The sequence below is a fragment of the Andreprevotia lacus DSM 23236 genome, assembly GCF_900176275.1.
Lineage (GTDB): Bacteria > Pseudomonadota > Gammaproteobacteria > Burkholderiales > Chitinibacteraceae > Andreprevotia > Andreprevotia lacus.
In genome coordinates, this window is the sequence record NZ_FWXD01000008.1 from 110,904 (window position 1) to 124,492 (window position 13,589).

Below are 13,589 nucleotides of genomic sequence, written 5' to 3' on the forward strand. Positions count from 1 at the left end.
AGCTCAGGCCGGTTGCAGCCTGCCGTCGGCAAGGTGGAAAACACGCTCGCAACGCGCAGCCAGCTCGGTGTCGTGGGTGACGATGACAAAGCTGGTGCCGATTTCGCGGTTCAGCTCCATCATCAGCGCGAATACCGTATCGGCGGTATGGCGATCCAGGTTGCCGGTGGGTTCGTCGGCCAGCACGCAGTCAGGATGTGTAACCAGGGCGCGGGCAATGGCGGCGCGCTGCCGTTCACCACCAGACAGTTCGCCGGGCTTGTGCTCAAGCCGGTGGCCAAGGCCCACCCGCTCCAGCATGGCTGCGGCGGTGGCAAAGGCGGCCTGGCGTGGCTCACGGCGGATCAGCAATGGCATGGCCACGTTTTCCTGCGCACTGAATTCGGGTAGCAGGTGGTGAAACTGGTACACAAAACCCAGGTGGCGGTTGCGCAGTGCGCCGCGTGCGGCATCACCCAGTGCAAAGGCATCGACGCCGGCAATGCTGACCTTGCCCGCGCTGGGGGCATCCAGCCCGCCCAGCAAATGCAGCAAGGTGGATTTGCCCGAGCCGGAGGCACCGACAATCGCCACTGTCTGGCCCGCATCAAGCTTGAAGTCGATATCGCTGAGGACCGGTGTTTCCAGCTTGCCGGCCTGATAAGTCTTGGCCAGCCCGCGCGCGTACAGCACCGCGCCGGTTGCTTGCTGTGCATTACTCATAACGCAGCGCCTCCGCCGGATTGATGCGGCTGGCCCGCCAGCTGGGGTAAATGGTGGCGGCCAGCGACAGCAGCAGCGAAATGATGGCAATCGTGGTCACGTCGCTGCCCTGCACACGCGACGGCAGCTCGGTGATCAGATAAACATCGCTGGCCAGGAAGCGCACGCCGATCAGGCGTTCGATGAAGGGCACGATGGTGCCGATATTGAACGCCACCAGCAGGCCGAACACCACACCGCTGAGGGTGCCGATAAAGCCGGACAGCGCGCCCTGGATGACGAAGATTTTCATGATCGAGCCAGGCGTGGCGCCCAAGGTGCGCAGAATGGCGATATCAGCCTGCTTGTCGGTCACCAGCATCACCAGCGTGGAGATCAGGTTGAACACCGCCACCATCACGATGATGAGCAGGATGATGAACATCATGCGTTTTTCGATTTCCACTGCGCGGAAATAGGTCGGGTTCTCTTGTGACCAGTCGCTGACGAACTGATCGGGCATGTCGCGGTTGATCTCGCGCGCCACCAGGCGGGCCTGGAACAGGTCGTCGATCTTCAAGCGCAGGCCGGATACGGCGCTGCCGGTGCGGAACAGTTTTTGCGCGTCGGAGATTTCGATCAGCGCCAAGCCGGCATCGTAGGGGTAATAGTCGGCGCGGAAGATGCCGACAATGGTGAACTGGCGGAAGCGCGGGATCAGCCCGGCCGGCGTTACCTGGCCTTGCGGGGTGATCAGCGTGATCTTGTCGCCCTGGCGCACGCCCAGTTCGTTGGCCATCTGCCAGCCGATGACGGTGCCGAATTCGCCGGGGTGCAGGTCGTTCAGCGAACCAGCCAGCATGTGGTTGGCCACCTCGCTCACTTGTGGTTCGCGCTGCGGGTCCACGCCGCGCATCAGCACGCCTTTGACCTGACTGCCATTGGCCAGCAGTCCCTGGCCATATACATAAGGGGCCGCAGCAAGCACATGCTGGTTCTTGCTGGCGATGCGGGCGGTGCTTGGCCAATCGGCCAGCACATTGTCGTTGCCGGTGATCTGGATATGCGCCGCCATGCCGAGGATGCGGTTGCGCACCTCCTGCTGGAAGCCATTCATGACCGACAGCACGACAATCAATGCCGCCACGCCCAGCATGATGCCGGCAATGGAAGCAAAGGACATGAAGGAGATGTAGCCGTTGCGGCGCTTGGCGCGCGTGTAGCGCAAGCCAATCAACAGTTCGTACATGGGGAAGATCAGTATCGACAGGCCCGCAGTCTACCATGCCGGGCTGCTGCTGCCGTGATGGCAATCGCACCCATACTGGATAGAATGAGCTGAAGTGGGGTTGCTGCCCGCATTTTCGCCACGGAGAACAAGATGAACCATTTCTGTTGTCTGCTCATCGTCTGCGCCGGGCTGCTGGCGCTGACTGCCCGTGCTGCGGATGCGCCAGTGCCCGTGGGGGAGCGGGTGGTCAAGGCCAGCTGCGCTGCCTGTCATTTGCCGCCCGGTGTCGATGGCGCGCCGCTACTCGGTGACCATGCAGCGTGGCAGGACCGCATGGGTGAGGGGCGCGCAGCCCTCTACCGCAATGCCATCAACGGCTATACCGGCTACTTCGTCATGCCGGCGCGTGGCGGCAATGCCAAGCTGAGCGATGATGAAGTAAAGGCGGCGGTGGACTATCTGCTGGATCACTCCGGCGTGCACTGACCTGGGCGGCGCGCCGCGATATCAGGCCTGCGGCCCTGCAGCAGGTACCACCAGGCGTTGATTGAAGCGCGGCAGCGTCTGGCTGGGGCTGAAGCCGAAATGGCGGGCAAACTGGCGCGAGAAACTGGCCACCTCGCGATAGGCAACCGCATTGGCCACGGCGCTGACGCTTTGCCCATGCAACAACAGCTCGCGCGCATGCTGCATGCGTAGCTGAAACAGATAACGCGCCGGCGCCACGCCAAAATGCTGTACGCACAGCCGGTGCAGGTGATTGGGCGTGATGCCGACCTGCTCGGCCATGCGCTCGTTAGGCCAGTCTTGCTGCAAGCGGGCGCCGATGTGGTCAAACAGTGCCAGCAAGGTGCGTGGCCAGCCTGCATGTTCGCGCAGTGGCTGCAGCGCGCGTTCCAGTGCCAGCACCAGCAGTTCCAGCGCCGGCTGGGCCAGATCGCTGCCCGGCTGCCGGTCAAAGCGTTCGGCCTCGGTATGGAACAGCGCCACAGCTTCATTCAGCGCCACGCAGTCCGGGCTGGCGTGCACACTGCAGCGGGGCCGGGCCAGCCCTTGCCAGCGCGATACCGCGCTGAGCAGCACCCAGGCGTATAGCCATGGCTCGCTGCCGCTGTGGCGAAAACCGCGCTGCCCACCCGAGGGCAGGACCGCAATTGTATCCGGGCCGGTGTACCAGCGTTGCTCGCCCTCGAACAGCTCGCCCTGGCCTTGCCGCGTGAACAGCAGCACATGGAAAGGCGCGTCGATGCGCTCGATTTCCAGCGTACCGCCGGCTTCGCTGATGCCGCACATGAAGATGCCCCGGTCCCACATCGGCGGGTAGGACGCCTGATGGCTGAGTTGCGCACCTACCAGCCGTTGCTGCGTGGCATCGCCCAGCTCGAAACGCTCCTGATAGATCTGTGGCATGCAGGCCCTTGCCAAGGCTGAATGTTATTCCAGGACAAATCATACGTGAGCGTGCGACATTCCGCAGCCGTCATGCCTCTTCTAGACTGGTTGCCAGCATGACAAGTGCCCGTGCCGGCAGCTTGCGGCTAGAGAGCTGTTATCAATGGATAAATGAGGAGAGGTCATGTCCGAAGCGCTGCGCCGTGCCGTGGGCCAATTGCTGATGGTCGGTTTTGAAGGCTATGAGGTCAATGCACATATCGAACAGATGATTCGCCGCTACCATATTGGCGGCGTGATCCTGTTTCGCCGCAATATCGATACGCCGGCACAGGTGGCCGCGATGTGTCGCCGTCTGCAGGAAATCAATGCCGAGGTGAGCGATCAGCCTTTGTTGATCGGCATCGACCAGGAAGGCGGCATGGTGATGCGCATCGAAGAAGGCGTCACCCCGCTGCCGTCTGCCATGGCGTATCAGGCTGTTGGCTCGGTGGACGATTGCGTGGCCTTGTCGCGCATCGGTGCGGACGAGTTGCGCCAGATGGGCATTAACCTGAATCTGGCGCCGGATCTGGACATCAACAACAATCCGCTGAATCCGGTGATCGGCGTGCGCGCTTTTGGCGAGGATGTAGCAACGGTCAACCGCTATGGCCTGGCGGCCATGCGTGGCATGCAGGATGCCGGCATCGGCGTGATGGCCAAGCACTTCCCCGGCCATGGCGATACCGCTGCCGATTCCCACTATGCACTGCCGGTGGTGCCGCACGACAAGGCACGGCTGGATGCGGTGGAGCTGGCGCCGTTCAAGGCTGCGATTGCTGCCGGCGTCGATTCGATGATGACCGCGCATGTAGTCTTCCCGGCCATCGAACCGGATACCAGCGTGCCTGCTACTTTATCGCGTGCAGTGCTGACCGGCCTGCTGCGTGACGAACTGGGTTTTGACGGCCTGGTGCTGACCGACTGCCTGGAAATGGCGCCGATTGCCGAAGGCATCGGCATTGCCGAAGGCGCCGTGCTTTCCGTGCTGGCCGGTGCGGACATGGTGCTGGTATCGCACTTGCCGCATCGCCAGACAGCGGCGGCCGAAGCGCTGTATGCCGCAGCCCGGCAGGGCAGGCTGGATGCAGATCAGATCGTCACGGCCACCCGGCGCATTCACGCGCTCAAGCAAAAGCCTGCCATGCAGGATTGGCGCAGCCTGCCGCTGCCGCCCGCCGGCTTGCGCACACCCGATGCGTTGGCACTGGCCGCCCGCGTACAGGCCGATGCCGTGCAGCTGGTCGGTGCATTCCGCCCGCTGGATACCGGCAAGTCCGTGCTGCTGATCACGCTGGAGGTGCACACCCACACCGAAATCGATGAGGTTGCACTGGGCAAGAACAAGGAGGAGCGCGGCTCCTTGCTGCCGGGCTTGCTGGATGCCGGCTTGAGCGTGAGCGAAGCAGTGCTGGAGCCGAATGCCAGGAACGAAGACGTCGCCCGTATCGCTGCATTGGCAAAGCAGGCCGAGCAGATCGTACTGCAGAGCTATAACGCAGTGCTGTTCAGCAGCCAGCAGGCGCTGCTGGCGGCGCTGCCCGTTGATCGCACCTGGCTGGTGGCGGGGCGCTTGCCGTATGACCTTGATCTGGCGCCGCGTGTGCAGGGCAGGCTGGCAGCCTTCGGCAACCGCCCGGCCGCACTGGCGCCAGTGCTGGAGCATCTGCTGGGCAAGCGGGAAGGCTGATCGACGCCGCGCTGATGGAAAAACAGCCCGCTGATGCGGGCTGTTTTCTTTGGAGCCGGCAGGCTTAGTGCAGCGTGGTCGGCTGGGTGTTCTCTTCTTCTTCGGGCATGCCGACGTGCAGCAATTCACCATCGAGGTTGGGATAGAAGGGGCTGCCGCAATCGTCGCAGTATTCCAGCGGAAAATCCTGGTCGTGCACGTGGATGGCGGTGACACCGATTTCCTTGAGGATGGCTTCGATTTCGGCTACGCAATCGGTGTGCTCGTCTTCGCCGTCCAGCAGCGGCCAGACCACGCCGTGCAGCACGGCATCTTCACCATACTTGCTGAAGCCGACGCGGTATTCCTCAAGCTGGGTGCCGTGGAACTGGCCGACGACGGCCTGCAACTGGCGTGGCTCTATGCCCAGTGCGATGGTCAGATAAGCCACCGTGGCCTGGATGGAGTAGCCGCGCGACAGGCGGTCGGACTGGCGCCACGCACTGTGATAGGCACCCGGCATGGCAAACTCGAATGCAGACCCGGCCAGCAGCCCTTGCATGACGGCGCCGCCCTGTTTCTGCCATTGCTCCAGCGCCTGCATGCGGTCGCCGTCTTCTTCCTGCCAGCGGAACATTGCCTGCCCGGTGGGTGCAGCTACCACGCCCAGCAGATAGCGCGTATCGGCAAGGAATGCCTTGGTCTCTGGCAAGCTGCGGGCATCCACGCCCAGGTTCTGGTTGGCGATGGCGGCTTCGGCCAGTGTCTGGGTCAATTCTGCGGTCGGCACAAAGCCGCGTGGCAGCTGGTCCGGGCTGAACAGGAAATCTGCCAACGCTACACGGGCACCAGCAGCCAGTACATGTGCGCCCAGCTGTACCTTGAGATTCTTGAGCGTATCCGGGCTAATGCTGCCGCCACCGATTTGCCAGCGCGACCAGGCCAGTGCCGGCGCGGAGATCAACAGCGCATCCCACGGCTGGCCATCGACCATGATGCGCGTGGTTTCGCAGGCGCCTTCGATCATGTCCGCCAGCGCCTCGTAGGCACGGCCATCGCCTTGCGATACGGCGTCCAGCGCGCTGTTGAGCACGTCTTCCTCGCGCTCGGCGATCAGGTTGGCAATCTTGTGGTGCAGTTGTGCCTCCCAGAAGAGGTCTTCCACCCGACTGGACGAATCGGCCAGTCCATTGGCAAGCCGCAGCAGCTCGTTCTCATCGGCGGTGGTGCGGCCGCGGCGGGCAGGGCGGTTGCGTTTCAGCATGGCGGACTCCAGTCGGTCAATTGCTTATTCTACCCTGACAAGGCATCGGCGCGCTGCATCAATGCCGCGCCATCACCATAGGCGGCAGCGTTACCGATGCAGGCAAAGCCCCAGCGCTCCCAGAACGGTACCGAGCCTTGCACCGCCACCAGCATGGTGCGCGGCAGGCCGTGCGCACGGCCCCACTGCAGCGCAGCCTCGATCAGGCGTGGCGCCAGCCCTTGGCCGCGGGCGGCAGGATGCAGCGCCAGATCGTGCAGAAAGTGGCAATCAGCCTGTTCGGGCAGGGTCAGGGTGGCATGATCAAGCGCGGGTGGGGCATTGCCTGCCCACGGATGGGTCAGAAAGTAACCCATGGCGACGCCATCGCATTCGATCAACCAGTGCGAATCGGGCGAAAGCTGCAGCTTGCGCTCGAAAGTGCCTGTCGCTTCAAGGTATTCGGTGGGGTAGCAGGCAGATTGAATGCGGGTGAGGTGGGGCAGGTCGTCAACGGTGGCATTGCGCACCGTGATTGAATCATGTTTCAAAACAGTAGCTTGGCTTGATTGTGGCGAGGTGGCAGCATAGCGGCTTCGGCCCGCCCGGGCAAGGCGGTAAAATGCCGGGGTCTTGATGCTGGGCCCATGTATGAACCCCTGTCTTTCCTGTGGCGCGTGCTGCGCGGCATTTCGCGTGAGCTTTGATGAATCCGAGTTGCAATCGGAAGGGGGCAGTGTGCCCGACAGCCTGGCCGACCCGGAATCGGGGCGCACCTGGCGCTTGCGCGGTACCGATTATGCGCAGCCGCGCTGCATTGCGCTGATGGGCGAGATTGGCAAGCAGGTGGGCTGCGGCATCTATCGCGAGCGGCCAAATCCGTGTCGCGAGTTTGCCCCGCTGGCCGAAATCGGCGTGTTCTCGGCCGCCTGCAACCGCGCGCGGGCGCGGCACGGCTTGCCGCCGCTGCAGGTGGATGCCGAGTAGCTGCAGGCGCTCAGATGGTCTGGCGCAGCCGTTGCAATTGCGCGTAAGCCAGCTCCAGCAGTGAGACCAGCACAACCGCGACGCTGTCGGCCGCCAGATCGGCCCACTCTGCCGAGCGGTCTGGAGTAAACCATTGCAGGATTTCGATCAGGCCGCCAAAGCCGATCAGGCCAAGGACGACGAGCCAGCCGCGCTGCGGAAACGCGCGCCAGCCCAGCCAGGTCAGCGTGGCAAAGGCCAGCAAGTGATTGCTCTTGTCCCAACCGGTGCTGGGTGATTCCTGCGCCGGAATCAGCGCAAGCACCAGTACGCTGATGGCGCAGCAGGCAAGCAGCCCCCACCAGATAGCACGGGTGCTGCGGTTGCTGGAGGTAAACAAAAGGCGCAACGGTTTATCCTTGATGATGAGGGTATGGCAAACGGCAGGCCGGATTGTAGCCTTGTTGAGTGCTTTCCATTTGCTTGCCGGAACGTAATTTTTGCCGTGCAGGCATGAAAAAGCCCGGCTTGGCCGGGCCTTCTCAAGTCGGGGACGACTTAGCGGAACTTGCGTGCCGGGCGCTCGCCGCTGGGCTGGCCACGCTCTGCGCGGTCACCAAAGCTGCGGGTGCGTTCGCCCTGGCCGAAACCGCCTTCGCGGCGCTCGCCAAAGCCACCCTCGCGGCGTTGTTCGCCGCCGAAGCGACGTTCGCCACTGCCACCTTCACGGTTGCCGAAGCTGCGTTCGCGCTGGCCTTCACCAAAGCTGCGCGGGGCGCGGTCGGCAAAGCTGCGCTCGCCACGCTGCTCGCGATCACCGAAGCTGCGCTGCGGACGATCACCGCCGCCAAAGCTGCGATTGCCACGATCACCAGAGTTGCGTTCGGCGCCATTGCCGCGATCGCCGAAGGAGCGCTCGCCACCTGCGGCACGGTCACCGAAGGAGCGTTCGCCACCGTTGCGGTCGCCAAACGAACGATCGCCGAAGCTGCGTTGCTGGCCGCGATCACCGAACGGACGCTCGCTGCGTTGCGGGCGGTCGCCGCCAAAGCTGCGCTCGCCACCAAAATTGCCACGATCTTCACGCGGCTTGAAGCTGCGTTCGCCATCGCGGTTGAAATCGCGTTGACCTTCCGGGCGGGCGCCTTGATAGCCACCCTCCGAACGACCGCCGCCGAAACCGCCACGGCTTTGGCCGTCACGGTTGCCGCGGTAGCCGCCGCCATCACGCTGGCCGCCACCAAAGCCGCCACTGCGACCGCCACGGAAACCGCCGCCTTCACGCGGGCCACGGTCAGACGGGTTAAAGCGAGCTTCCAGGCCTTCCACTGCCAGGGTAGCCGGCGCAATGTTGTAGCGGCGACGGATCTTGGTCAGCAGATGGAAGTCGTTCTTGCCTACCAGCGACACGGCACGGCCTTCACGACCAGCGCGACCGGTACGACCAATGCGGTGCACGTAGTCTTCGGCAAACTTCGGCAGGTCGAAGTTGATGACGAGGCCAATACCGGCCACGTCGATACCGCGTGCGGCCACGTCGGTGGCCACGATTACGTCGATTTCATTGTGACGCAGGCGGTTCAGCACCTTGGTGCGCACGCGCTGTTGCAGGTCGCCGTGCAGGGCATCGGCGCGCACGCTTTGCATGCGCAGGTAGTCGGCCACCGAGTCAGCGTCCACCTTGGTGGCGGTGAACACGATGGCTTGGGTGCCCGGAGCGGCCTTGATCAGGGCTTCAGTCAGCTTTTGCTTGTGCTCGTAGCCATCGGCAAAGTGGATCGATTGCTCGACGCTTTCGGTCGGAGTGCCGGTGGCAGCCAGCTCGACCTTCTTCGGGTCGCGCATCATCGGCAGCGCGAAACGCTGGATGGTTTCGGACAGCGTGGCCGAGAACAGTGCGGTCTGGCGTTCAGCCGGCAGTTCGGCAACGATGGTGTTGATGTCGTCGATGAAGCCCATGTCCAACATGCGGTCGGCTTCGTCCAGCACCAGCAGTTCCAGGCGACGGAAGTCGATACGACCACCGCGCATCAGGTCCATCAGGCGGCCCGGGGTGGCAACCAGCACTTCAAACGGCTGGGCCAGTTGCTTGTGTTGTACCGGGTAGGGCACGCCGCCAACAACAGCAACGACCTTGCAACGCGGAATGCGGCGCACGAACTGGGTCGCCACCTTGGCAACCTGCTCGGCCAGTTCACGTGTCGGGGTCAGTACCAACACGCGCGGGCCACGGCTGTGGTGCACGGCCGGCTTGGCCAGCTTCTGGATGGCCGGCAGCAGGAAGGCCGCGGTCTTGCCGGTGCCGGTTTGCGCCGAAGCCAGCAGGTCATGGCCTTCGAGAATGACGGGGATGGCTTGCGCCTGGATCGGGGTCGGGGTGGTGATGCCCTGGCGAGCCACGTCGGCTACCAGATCATCAGCGAGGCCCAGTGCGGCAAAGCCGTTTTCGACCGGTGCAGCGTCTGCAGCGGCGGTTTCAGCGGCAGCGGTTTCAATCACGCTGGCGACGACGGCGTCGAGCTTGGTTACGTTAGCGTTGTCGTTGTTTTCAATGTGGGACATCGTGCATTCCTTGCAAGTAAGGCCGCAAGCGAAGCCGAGAAAAAACCGGCAGGAAACCCATGGCAAAGCCATGCGCATCCGGGTTCGTATGGCAACGAACCAAGGTCTAGAGGGCGAAGTACGAATGAATGGCCGGTGCTTCGAGTCGATTCAACAGACGTCGAATGGTGCAGCAGCGCTGGTCGCAATCCAATCCCGCAACATCTCGGCGGAGCTTATCCGCGGCAGGACATCGACGCTAACCAGCAAGAACCGCGCACATCCCTGCGTTCAAAAGCGCTGGGTGAAGCTGTACCGGAGAGAAGGTCAGGTATCGATGCAATCCCCGTGCTCAAAAGGTCGGCACGGGCTGAAGCTGCGCATTATGCCAAGTCTGTGTCGGGTGCGCAACATTTTTTATCAACCCGCACTGATATGCTTGCCACATACCGGCAGGTTTGCTTGGCACGGCCGGATAAATCCGAAGCCATGGCTGGCGCAGCATGTCGCCAAACGCAAGCAGCGCAGGGCGTGCAGACTGCCGGGGCCGAGTTGCCGGCGCGGTCTTGCTGGTGTTGTTTATGGCGCAGTTGCCGCCTGCATGCCCAGCAGATAGTCCCGGATCAGGCGCTGTTCGATGCGTGCCCGCTGCCCCAGTGGCACTGGCAATTGCAGGTGCAGGCCGATTTCTTCGCGGTCATCGAGCGAGATGCGCAGGCGCGGTTCCAGCGTGGGGGTTTCCAGCGCGTAGCTCATGGCAACTTCACGCGCGTGGCGCTGCAGTTCGTCGCGGTATTCATCAACTACCACATGCGCTGCGGTCAGCAGCACGGATTCGGCGCGCTGCCAGTCGTCGTTGCGCTCTATGTTGATATGTATGGTTTGCACGACAAAGGTGCCGAGCATGGTCTCGTTATATAAGGGATTGGACAGCAGCACGCTGTTGGGCAGCGTGACGCCGCGCCCGACCGTGCCCTTGCTGGCCTGCACGTGGCTGGATTCGGTAATGGTAAAGGACAGCAGGTTGGTATCGATGACCTGGCCCTTGATACCGGCGACTTCGATACGATCCCCCACCGTAAACACATTGGTGCTGGTGCGGTAGATCGACCCCATCAGGCACAGGATCATTTCCTTGGTGGCCAGCACGATGGCGGCGGCAATGGCAACCAGCGATACGGCCAGCGTCTGCAGCTCATGCGCCCAGATGGTCACCAGTCCTACCAGGGTGATGATCAGGGCTACATTGCGCAGCGTCACCAACCAGCGGCGTTTTACCTCGGCGGGCAGATCATTGCGCTGCAGGATGGTCCGGCGTATGACGGCGCGCAGCACCAGCAACACCAGCAGGAAGGTGACGGTAGTAACCAGATCACGCACGGCGGTCTTGTCGAAAATGGTGGTCTGCAGTCTGTCGAATAGCTGGGCAAGGGCATTCATGGGCTGGATTCTAGCGGATAGCCGGGCGGATGTCGGAGTCGCAGTTTGGCGTAGATGCTTGCGCTCACCAACCGGCGGCGTTAGGGTGCGCGGCTGAATGAAGGAGCGTGCAATGAAATCCCTCGACACCACCACCTTGCAGCAACTGGCCGATACGGCGCGACAATCGCCGCGCCTGCGGGCAAACCATAATTTTCATCCAGAGCTGCCTGACCCGATCCAGCGTCTGGCGATTGCCATGCAGCCGCGCACCTATGTGCGGCCACACCGCCATCCGCACACTTTCGAGGTGCTATTCCCGCTGGCAGGGCGTTTTGTGGTGTTGCATTTCAGCGATGACGGCGTGGTGACCCGCCGCACTGTACTGGGTGAGGACTGCAAGGTGCTCGAAACCCCGGCTGGCGAATGGCATGCCGTGTTGTCGCTGGACGACGGTGGCGTGATTTTCGAGGTCAAGCACGGCCCCTATATGCCGATTGCCGCCGAAGATTATCTGCCGGGTACCCCGGCTGAGGGCGAGCAGGGCATGGATGCGCTGATCAGCTGGTATGCCGATGCGCAACCGGGTATGCGCTTGCCGGGGCGCTGAAATCAGGCCAGCGCGGAGAGCGTAGGCTCGGGCACAGTCGACGACGCGTAGGCAGCGTCGACCTTGCTGGCATCGACCGCTTTTGTATGGCCGGCTGCTGCCTGTCTACCGGTCAGCGTCAGCCAGTTAAGGAAGTCACGGCTTGTCGCCAGCAGCCAGCCATCTGGCTGGATGACTGGCGCTTCCGCCTCGGCAACGCCATCAGCTTGCGTGGTCGCATGGGGCTGCAGCGCGCCGTAGGGGTTGTGTGGCACATCGGCCAGATCGCCGTTTGGCGCGGCGCCGGGTTTGCGGCGCACCGCGTCTTCATGCCGGCGCAAACGGGCCGGCGACAGCATGTTCGTCAGCACGGGTAGCATGGCTTGCCCTCCCAGTGGTGCTTTTACATGTCTCCAGCTTGAGGTAAACCCGCCTGGTGTGGCTGCGTACGGATACCTGCGATGCAGCCGGAAAATTACCGCTCCGTGCGGGAACCCAGCGCAACGCGCATGGCATCGGCCAACGGGTTTTGCGCGGCCAGGGTGCGCTTTTGCACGGCGGAGAGCTGCTTGATCGCGTATTCCGCCTTGAGTGCTGCCGAGCGGTCGGGCTGTTCCAGCACCATGACCACGGTGCGTGGCGGCCGGGCGCGGGTGTAACGGGCGCCGCGCCCGCTGGCGTGCTCGTCAAAGCGGCGGACCACATCGGTGGCGATGCCGGTATACAGGCTGCCATCCACGCATTCGAGCATGTAAACAAACCAGCTCATTTCAGGTGCTCATGCGCAGGCCACCGCCTTGCAGGCGTGCGGCCACGTCCTCCAACCACTGGCAGAACGCGCCGATGGCCGGATCATCCATAGCCAGCCGGGGCACGATCCAGCAATAGCCGCGCAAGGGCGCGACCGGGCCGGCGAGCGGCACGACCAGCCGCCCGGCATCGATCTCGCCCTGCATCATCGGCAAAGGGCCCAGCGTGATGCCCAGCCCGTCCATGGCAGCCTGCAGCGCCAGGTAAAAGTGGTCGAACTGCTGGGTGGCGGCCGGTTTCAGCTCGGGTACGCCGGCCAGCGTCAACCAGCGTTGCCATGCGGCCGGGCGCGTGTCGGCATACAGCAGCGTGTGATTGGCCAAGTCGGCCGGGCGCAGCAAGGGGAGGCGTTTGAGCAGGGCCGGGCTGCACAGCGGCAGTTCGCGCTCCTCCAGAAAAGGCTTGGCGATATAGCCTGGCCAGTCGCCCGGACCACGGCGGATGGCGATGTCGAACGGGGCGTCCAGCCGGCCGATATCGCGGTCGGACGTCATCAAGCGCAGTTCGACATCCGGATATTGCTGCTGAAACTCGGCCATGTGCGGCAACAGCCAGTGCATGGCCAGCGTCGGGGTGGAGTTGATCACCAGCCGGCGCTGGCGCGTAGGCTCCTTGAGCTGCGCAGTGGCGTTGGCGATCAGGTCGAAGCCGTCCTGCACCTGCACCAGATAGCGCCAGCCGGTATCGGTCAGCTTGACGCGGCCGCCGGTACGGTCGAACAACTGCACCCCCAGCCATTCCTCCAGTTGTTTAATCTGTTTGCTCACAGCACCATGTGTGACAAACAGCTCGTTCGCCGCAGCAGAAAAGCTCTCCAGACGAGCGGCGGACTCGAAAGCGCGCAGTGCATTCAACGGGGGCAGGGTTTGGCTCATGGTGTGAGTATATCTCACAGCGGGTGTCGCGATTACTCGTTTGAATGGCCTGCACGATGCGCGTATTCTCCACTCCGGAAGGCTAGGGTGTTCATGCCCCCAAGCCGTGCATCGGGCTTCGTGCCCCGTCA

Annotated in this window: 15 protein-coding genes; 4 read left to right on the forward strand and 11 right to left on the reverse strand. The window is 63.2% G+C overall.

Going from position 1 to position 13,589, the window contains the following annotated elements; all coding sequences use genetic code 11:
* Positions 1 to 3: 3 nt before the first annotated feature.
* Together lolD and B9A19_RS08390 are read right to left on the reverse strand one after the other, a co-directional pair.
* The gene (lolD, locus tag B9A19_RS08385) at positions 4 to 702 is read right to left on the reverse strand and encodes a lipoprotein-releasing ABC transporter ATP-binding protein LolD (RefSeq protein WP_084090337.1); all 699 of its coding nucleotides are present in this window, start codon (positions 700 to 702) and stop codon (positions 4 to 6) included.
* Positions 695 to 1,930, reverse strand: coding sequence for a lipoprotein-releasing ABC transporter permease subunit (locus B9A19_RS08390; protein ID WP_084090338.1), 1,236 nt, complete (start codon positions 1,928 to 1,930; stop codon positions 695 to 697). The genes lolD and B9A19_RS08390 overlap by 8 nt, the downstream gene beginning before the upstream one ends.
* Before the next feature lie 132 nt (positions 1,931 to 2,062).
* On the opposite strand from B9A19_RS08390, the gene B9A19_RS08395 reads away from it, so the two are divergent.
* The gene (locus B9A19_RS08395; protein ID WP_084090339.1) at positions 2,063 to 2,398 is read left to right on the forward strand and encodes a c-type cytochrome; all 336 of its coding nucleotides are present in this window, start codon (positions 2,063 to 2,065) and stop codon (positions 2,396 to 2,398) included.
* Between the two features lie 21 nt (positions 2,399 to 2,419).
* Here the strand turns inward: B9A19_RS08395 and B9A19_RS08400 are convergent, their stop codons facing one another.
* Entirely contained in the window at positions 2,420 to 3,322 is a 903-nt protein-coding gene (locus tag B9A19_RS08400) for a helix-turn-helix transcriptional regulator (protein ID WP_084090340.1), read from the reverse strand.
* A 166-nt stretch (positions 3,323 to 3,488) separates the two neighbouring features.
* Between B9A19_RS08400 and nagZ the strand changes: the two genes are divergently transcribed.
* On the forward strand, positions 3,489 to 5,036 hold the full coding sequence (gene nagZ, locus B9A19_RS08405) for a beta-N-acetylhexosaminidase (RefSeq protein WP_084090341.1): 1,548 nt from the start codon (positions 3,489 to 3,491) through the stop codon (positions 5,034 to 5,036).
* Positions 5,037 to 5,100: 64 nt separating this feature from the next.
* Here nagZ and B9A19_RS08410 read toward each other — a convergent pair whose 3' ends face one another.
* Together B9A19_RS08410 and B9A19_RS08415 are read right to left on the reverse strand one after the other, a co-directional pair.
* The gene (locus tag B9A19_RS08410; protein ID WP_084090342.1) at positions 5,101 to 6,279 is read right to left on the reverse strand and encodes a DUF2863 family protein; all 1,179 of its coding nucleotides are present in this window, start codon (positions 6,277 to 6,279) and stop codon (positions 5,101 to 5,103) included.
* Positions 6,280 to 6,308: 29 nt separating this feature from the next.
* Entirely contained in the window at positions 6,309 to 6,809 is a 501-nt protein-coding gene (locus B9A19_RS08415) for a GNAT family N-acetyltransferase (protein ID WP_176216851.1), read from the reverse strand.
* Positions 6,810 to 6,909: 100 nt separating this feature from the next.
* On the opposite strand from B9A19_RS08415, the gene B9A19_RS08420 reads away from it, so the two are divergent.
* On the forward strand, positions 6,910 to 7,245 hold the full coding sequence (locus B9A19_RS08420; protein ID WP_176216852.1) for a YkgJ family cysteine cluster protein: 336 nt from the start codon (positions 6,910 to 6,912) through the stop codon (positions 7,243 to 7,245).
* Between the two features lie 10 nt (positions 7,246 to 7,255).
* Here B9A19_RS08420 and B9A19_RS08425 read toward each other — a convergent pair whose 3' ends face one another.
* The 3 genes from B9A19_RS08425 to B9A19_RS08435 all read right to left on the reverse strand — a co-directional run bounded on the left by B9A19_RS08425 (position 7,256) and on the right by B9A19_RS08435 (position 11,205).
* Positions 7,256 to 7,633, reverse strand: coding sequence for a VanZ family protein (locus tag B9A19_RS08425; protein ID WP_217807015.1), 378 nt, complete (start codon positions 7,631 to 7,633; stop codon positions 7,256 to 7,258).
* Positions 7,634 to 7,782: 149 nt separating this feature from the next.
* Positions 7,783 to 9,786, reverse strand: coding sequence for a DEAD/DEAH box helicase (locus B9A19_RS08430; RefSeq protein WP_084090344.1), 2,004 nt, complete (start codon positions 9,784 to 9,786; stop codon positions 7,783 to 7,785).
* A gap of 558 nt (positions 9,787 to 10,344) precedes the next feature.
* Positions 10,345 to 11,205: a mechanosensitive ion channel domain-containing protein gene (locus B9A19_RS08435; RefSeq protein WP_084090345.1), complete on the reverse strand. Its 861-nt coding sequence runs from the start codon at positions 11,203 to 11,205 to the stop codon at positions 10,345 to 10,347.
* A 112-nt stretch (positions 11,206 to 11,317) separates the two neighbouring features.
* Here B9A19_RS08435 and B9A19_RS08440 point away from each other — a divergent pair, with 112 nt between their 5' ends.
* On the forward strand, positions 11,318 to 11,794 hold the full coding sequence (locus B9A19_RS08440; protein WP_084090346.1) for a WbuC family cupin fold metalloprotein: 477 nt from the start codon (positions 11,318 to 11,320) through the stop codon (positions 11,792 to 11,794).
* A 2-nt stretch (positions 11,795 to 11,796) separates the two neighbouring features.
* On the opposite strand, the gene B9A19_RS08445 is transcribed toward B9A19_RS08440, so the two are convergent.
* The 3 genes from B9A19_RS08445 to gcvA all read right to left on the reverse strand — a co-directional run bounded on the left by B9A19_RS08445 (position 11,797) and on the right by gcvA (position 13,458).
* Positions 11,797 to 12,153, reverse strand: a complete 357-nt coding sequence (locus B9A19_RS08445) for a hypothetical protein (protein ID WP_084090347.1) — start codon at positions 12,151 to 12,153, stop codon at positions 11,797 to 11,799.
* A 95-nt stretch (positions 12,154 to 12,248) separates the two neighbouring features.
* Positions 12,249 to 12,542, reverse strand: coding sequence for a GIY-YIG nuclease family protein (locus B9A19_RS08450; protein ID WP_084090348.1), 294 nt, complete (start codon positions 12,540 to 12,542; stop codon positions 12,249 to 12,251).
* A gap of 1 nt (position 12,543) precedes the next feature.
* The gene (gene gcvA, locus B9A19_RS08455; RefSeq protein ID WP_084090349.1) at positions 12,544 to 13,458 is read right to left on the reverse strand and encodes a transcriptional regulator GcvA; all 915 of its coding nucleotides are present in this window, start codon (positions 13,456 to 13,458) and stop codon (positions 12,544 to 12,546) included.
* Positions 13,459 to 13,589: the final 131 nt, after the last annotated feature.

Coding starts and splice junctions, on each gene's coding strand:
- lolD (WP_084090337.1), bottom strand. CDS start 702: ATGAGTAATGCACAGCAAGCAACCGGCGCGGTGCTGTACGCGCGCGGG.
- B9A19_RS08390 (WP_084090338.1), bottom strand. CDS start 1,930: ATGTACGAACTGTTGATTGGCTTGCGCTACACGCGCGCCAAGCGCCGC.
- B9A19_RS08395 (WP_084090339.1), top strand. CDS start 2,063: ATGAACCATTTCTGTTGTCTGCTCATCGTCTGCGCCGGGCTGCTGGCG.
- B9A19_RS08400 (WP_084090340.1), bottom strand. CDS start 3,322: ATGCCACAGATCTATCAGGAGCGTTTCGAGCTGGGCGATGCCACGCAG.
- nagZ (WP_084090341.1), top strand. CDS start 3,489: ATGTCCGAAGCGCTGCGCCGTGCCGTGGGCCAATTGCTGATGGTCGGT.
- B9A19_RS08410 (WP_084090342.1), bottom strand. CDS start 6,279: ATGCTGAAACGCAACCGCCCTGCCCGCCGCGGCCGCACCACCGCCGAT.
- B9A19_RS08420 (WP_176216852.1), top strand. CDS start 6,910: ATGAACCCCTGTCTTTCCTGTGGCGCGTGCTGCGCGGCATTTCGCGTG.
- B9A19_RS08430 (WP_084090344.1), bottom strand. CDS start 9,786: ATGTCCCACATTGAAAACAACGACAACGCTAACGTAACCAAGCTCGAC.
- B9A19_RS08435 (WP_084090345.1), bottom strand. CDS start 11,205: ATGAATGCCCTTGCCCAGCTATTCGACAGACTGCAGACCACCATTTTC.
- B9A19_RS08440 (WP_084090346.1), top strand. CDS start 11,318: ATGAAATCCCTCGACACCACCACCTTGCAGCAACTGGCCGATACGGCG.
- B9A19_RS08445 (WP_084090347.1), bottom strand. CDS start 12,153: ATGCTACCCGTGCTGACGAACATGCTGTCGCCGGCCCGTTTGCGCCGG.
- B9A19_RS08450 (WP_084090348.1), bottom strand. CDS start 12,542: ATGAGCTGGTTTGTTTACATGCTCGAATGCGTGGATGGCAGCCTGTAT.
- gcvA (WP_084090349.1), bottom strand. CDS start 13,458: ATGAGCCAAACCCTGCCCCCGTTGAATGCACTGCGCGCTTTCGAGTCC.